We start from the raw sequence: 4,989 nt of genomic DNA, 5'->3' as shown, positions 1-4,989 counted from the left end.
AGCCGCACCGGTCGGCTGCCGCTCATGCCGCGCCGACCGGCCATAGCGATCGGCCCACTCCGACGGCATCACACCGGCCAGCCACACCTCATCCAGCTTCGCCAACGCCTCCAGCGCGGCCCGCATCGTCTCCGCCACCAACTCCACCCGGCTCAGCCGGCGAACCGCCGCGAGCACATGCGTGGAGTCCGTGCGTTGCCGGCCCCGCGCCCGCACCAGCCCCGCCTCAGCCAGCCGATCAACCATCATCGCGAGCAGCCGATCCGCCCGGTCGCCTTCGGCAAGCCGGTCCCGGAACTCGCTGAGCACCGAATGGTCGAACCCGGGCTCGGTCAGCTCCATCCCCAACGCGTACTTCCAGTCGATGCGACACGCCACCGCCCGCGCCGCCTGCCGATCGGTGAGGTTCTCCGCATACTGCAACACCGACACCAACGCCAACCGGGCCGGAGACACCCCACGACGACCGTCCCCCGGAAACCAGCCGACGAAGTCGTCGTCGACGAACAAGTCCTGCAACCGATCCCGCATCAACATCGCAGGCGTGCCCTTCGGGCTCGCCGCCCACGCCACCCGAGCCGTCTCCACCGGAACACCCGAACCCGAACCCCGACCCATCGACATACTGCCATCTCAGCATCGAGGCGCCTGCAGCCCCGGCAGCGACGCACCCGAAACCGATCAAGCAACCAAGATCACCAACAGCATCACCAAAGTGGGCCAGATCCAGTTCTAATCCGCCGTTGACACGGCTGTGTGGTCAACATGTTGCATTGCTGTGCTGCACGCCCAGGCGAAGTCGTCGTCGTCCAGCAGCGGCACGCCGGCTGAGTCCCTGGCGAACCCGAGCATCGCTCCGAGGGTGGCGTCGACGTTGTCGGCGCACAGCATCTCGATCACGAGTCCCCGACGCCAGGCCCGGTCGGTGTCGTCAAGCCGGAACGGCGGTTCGTCGTCGCCGGCGCCGATGCGTGCCCGGAACAGTCGGGCAAGTACCTGGCGGTACTCGTTGCTGCGTGCCGCAGCTGCTAGCGTGCAGACGTCTTCGACGACGCCGGGCAGGATAGAGCCCTGCACGGCAGGATCCGGGTCCGAGGATTGGCGCCCTTCCTTGTCAACTCCGAACAGGCGCTCGACCCAGCTCAACGTGGTCGGGAGGTCCTCCTCCGCGAGCCGGTCCGCAACCTCGTGGAGGAACAGGCCGTAGGCGCCGCCACGCAGACGAGCGGATGGGACGAGCCGTGCCAGCATGTCGGGCGTGCTCATGAGCCGCGGCCATGTCTGATCCAGCAGCGCACCCAACAGGTGATCGTCCTGGTCGCCGGCCAGGAACACGTCGCTGCGCTCAATCACCGCCAGCAGCTGCTCATCGGCCTGATGCTCGGCGAGGATCACCAGTGAGCGCTGGCGGTCCCACAGTGGTCGCGCCGGGTCGAGGCAGATCGACAGCAGCGCTGCCTCCAGCCCTGGCACGTACGAGTCGGCGAGCACCGCGAGTGCAAGCCCTGACGCCGGGCCAGCGCGGCGCAGATCCGGCGCAAGCTGCGCCGCCAGATCAGGATGTACTAACGAGCCGAAACGATCGTCCAACCGCATTAGGTGCTGATACTCGTGAGCCTGCGCGAGGAGCGTCGCCACGACCACCCGTCTGGTGCCAGAGTCGTCAGGAACGAGGTTGTATCGCACCAGCGTGAGCGGGTCCGCCTCGACCAGCCACTGGTAGCAGCCGGGTCGCGCAGGCATACGCCGGTTTGGCGTTCGACCCATGTCAGCGTCGTTCCCAGAGGTGGTCGTATCGGCGTTGTCGCCCGGACGTACGTCGCGGTGACGCTGACGTCGCCGCCCATGATCCGCCGTTATTTGTACAGTCCCTGGCCCGCCGGCGTGTGAACGTGCTGTGGGCCTTGTTGCGCGACAATCGTCCTTTCCAACTCACACCTCCCCTCGCCACTGCCGCTCGACAAACGGATTAGGAGTCGCCGAGCCGCTCTTGCCGAACAGCTACACCAAGCGCGGGAACCGGGGAGCGGTAGCCCAGCCGGGTCAGCGCCGGGGCGGTCGCGGCCGTGGTGAGCACGGCCATGAGGACGAGGATGGTGAACAGCGGCGGGCTGATCACGCCGATCTGGCGACCGATGCCGAGTACGACGAGTTCGGTGACGCCCCGGCAGTTCATCAGGGTGCCGACGGTGGCTGACCACCGCCAGTCGCCTCCGGTCAGTCGGGCCGCGCCCGCCGCGCCGCCCCACTTCCCCACGATGGCCACGATGAGCACGAGGACCGCCCAGCCCCACTGCCCGGCGGGCAGGTGGTGCAGGTCGGTGTGCAGGCCGGTGTCGGCGAAGTAGAGGGGCAGCAGGATCGGTACGAAGACCGAGCGGATGCGTTCGGTGCTGCGTTCGACGGCCGCCATCTTCGACGGGATGGTCGCGCCGAAAAGGAATGCCCCCAGCGCGGGGTGGATGCCGATGTGGTCGGTGACGTAGGCGCTCAGGCACAGCCCGGCGCACAGGATCACCAGCACGAGGTCGTCGGAACGCTGCTCGGCGCGGCGAAGGAGGGCATGTAGTGCGGGCCGCAGCACGATAAGGGTGACAGCCAAGGCCAGGGTGAGGCCGGCCGCGGCGAGCGCGGACAGCGGGGTGGCCGCGGTGCACAGGGCGACGACGGCGGTCAGCAAACACCAGGCGGCGGCGTCGTTGGCCGCCGCGCAGGCCATCACGAACGTGCCGAGGTAGGTGCTCTCCAGGTTGCGGTCGGACAGGATGCGGGCCAGCACCGGGAAGGCGGTGATGCTCATGGAGACGGCGACGAACAGCACGAACGGCAGCCGGTGGACCCCGGCTGGGGCCAGGTAGGGGTACATCGCCAGGGCGAGCAGGCTGCCGAGGGCCAGGGGCAGCAACATGCTGCCGAGGCTGACGCCGAGGACCGCCCGCCTGTTCTCGCGCAGGCCGCCGAGGTCGAGTTCGGCGCCGATCACGAACAGGAACATCAGCAGCGCGAGGTTGCCGAGGATGGAGATGACCGGTAGGACGCTGCTGGGTAGCAGGCGGTGTTGAAGGTCGGGGGCGACCCAGCCCAGGAGGGAAGGTCCGAGCAGGATGCCGACGAGGATCTCACCGATCACGGGTGGTTGGCCGATGCGGCGGATGGCCCAGCCGCCGGCATGGCAGGCAAGCATCACCGCCGGTACCGCGAGGAGCACGGGCAACAGGGCGTCGGACGGCAGCACTGAAGCCTCCAGATCATGAGGGGCGATGATCGCGGGTTGACGCCTGCTGGTGGCGTCCGTGGCTGGGCGCGTTCGCAGCGCATCGGTACGACGCGACGCTGCGTCGTACCGATGCGTGTGGTCACTGCGGTGTGGCGGCGGCTGTTTCGGTGGCCCGGCGCTGGTCGCCGCTCTGCGTGTGCAGGGGCTTTTCCTTGATGAACACGATGGCGAGCAGCGCGATCGCCGCGACGGGTGTGCCGATGAGGAACATGTGCGCGGTGGCAGTGCCGTAGGCGTCCTGCACGGCGGCCAGCACCGGCGCCGGCAGTTCGGACAGTTTCGGGACTCGGGTCGAACCGTGGCCGCCGGCCGCCGTACCCAGTTGGTGGGTGACCCGGTAGGCCAGGACCGCGCCCAAGGCGTTGACGCCGACGGCGCCGCCGAGGCTGCGGAAGAAGCTGACCGTTGAGGTGGCGGCGCCGAGGTTGCGCACGGGTACGTCGTTCTGCACCGCCAGCACCAGGTTCTGCACGAGCAGGCCGACGCCGACGCCGAGGACGAGTTCGTAGCCGAACAGGGGCCAGATGCTGGTGCGCGCGTCGATGGTGGCGAACAGCGCCATGCCCACAGTCATCAGCACGGCACCGACCACGAGGTACGGCTTCCACCGCCCGTGTCGGGTGATCTGCTGGCCGGCGTAGGTGGAGGCGAGCAGCAGCCCGAAGACCATGGGCAGGATCATCAGGCCGGCCATGGTGGGTGAGCGGCCCTGGCTGATCTGCAGGTACTGGGAGACGAACACGCCGCTGCCGAACATGATGACGCCGACGGCCGCGGTGGCCAGCGTGGCCAGTGACATGGTGCGGATGCGGAACAGGGTCAGCGGGATGATCGGTTCGGGTACCCGTGACTCGACGTAGACGGCGAGGACGAGGGTCAGCAGGCCGCCGGTGACGAGTACGGCGGTCTGCCAGGACAGCCACGGGTAGCGGTCGCCGGCCAGGGTGGACCAGATCAGCAGGGTGCAGACGCCCAGGATGATCAGTGCGGCGCCGAGCCAGTCGATCTGCACCTTGCGGCGCATGACCGGCAGGTGCAGGGTGCGTTGCAGCAGCGCTATGGCGGCCAGGGACAGCGGCACCGCGATGAAGAAGCACCAGCGCCAGCCCAGCCATGAGGTGTCCACCAGGAGGCCGCCGATGAGCGGGCCGGTGACGGTGGCCACGCCGAGGATGGCGCCGAAGAGCCCGGAGTAGCGGCCCATCTCCCTCGGCGGGACCATGGAGGCGAGCACGATGATGGCGAGTGCGTTGATGCCGCCGGCCCCGATGCCCTGCAGCACCCGGCTGGCGATGAGGATTTCCACGTTCGGGGCGAACCCGGCGATGAGTGAGCCGCACACGAACAGGCCCAGGGACAGTTGTACCAGGACTTTCTTGCTGAACAGGTCGGCCATCTTGCCCCACAGGGGCACGGCGGCGGTCATGGACAGCAGCTCGGCGGTGATCACCCAGGTGTAGACGGACTGGCTGCCGTGCAGGTCGGCGATGATGCGTGGCAGGGCGTTCGACACGATCGTCGAGGCGAGCAGCGACACGAACATGCCGAGCAGGAGGCCGGACAGCGCCTGTCCGACCTCCTGCCGGGACATTCCACCGGGCGCCTCGGGGCCCGGGGCGGGGGCGGCCGGCGTGGCGATCTGCTCGGGGGATGGGGTACTGCTGGTCATGAGAACCCCTCGTAGGGTGGCGTGCGGTGGGGGCGGTGGGGGT

At 68.6% G+C, this 4,989-nt stretch carries 4 protein-coding genes; all 4 read right to left on the bottom strand.

Going from position 1 to position 4,989, the window contains the following annotated elements:
- On the bottom strand, positions 1–588 hold a 588-nt coding region (locus tag AB0367_RS33495), incomplete at its 3' end, for a transposase (RefSeq protein ID WP_366230500.1).
- A gap of 144 nt (positions 589–732) precedes the next feature.
- On the bottom strand, positions 733–1,638 hold the full coding sequence (locus tag AB0367_RS33490; protein WP_366230499.1) for a hypothetical protein: 906 nt from the start codon (positions 1,636–1,638) through the stop codon (positions 733–735).
- Between the two features lie 331 nt (positions 1,639–1,969).
- Positions 1,970–3,235, bottom strand: a complete 1,266-nt coding sequence (locus AB0367_RS33485) for a cation:proton antiporter (RefSeq protein ID WP_366230498.1) — start codon at positions 3,233–3,235, stop codon at positions 1,970–1,972.
- 121 nt (positions 3,236–3,356) lie between these two features.
- Positions 3,357–4,946 carry an MDR family MFS transporter gene (locus AB0367_RS33480; RefSeq protein WP_366230497.1) on the bottom strand — a complete coding sequence of 530 codons (1,590 nt, stop codon included), beginning with the start codon at positions 4,944–4,946 and terminating at the stop codon, positions 3,357–3,359.
- Positions 4,947–4,989 lie beyond the last annotated feature (43 nt).

The organism is Dactylosporangium sp. NPDC051484, from assembly GCF_040689395.1.
In the GTDB taxonomy this organism is placed as follows: domain Bacteria; phylum Actinomycetota; class Actinomycetes; order Mycobacteriales; family Micromonosporaceae; genus Dactylosporangium.
Note: the sequence above shows the minus strand (reverse complement) of the source record. Positions and strands in the feature narration are given on the sequence as shown.

Bases quoted from the DNA above. Each gene is read 5' to 3' on its own strand.
- AB0367_RS33480 (WP_366230497.1), bottom strand. From the start codon at position 4,946: ATGACCAGCAGTACCCCATCCCCCGAGCAGATCGCCACGCCGGCCGCC.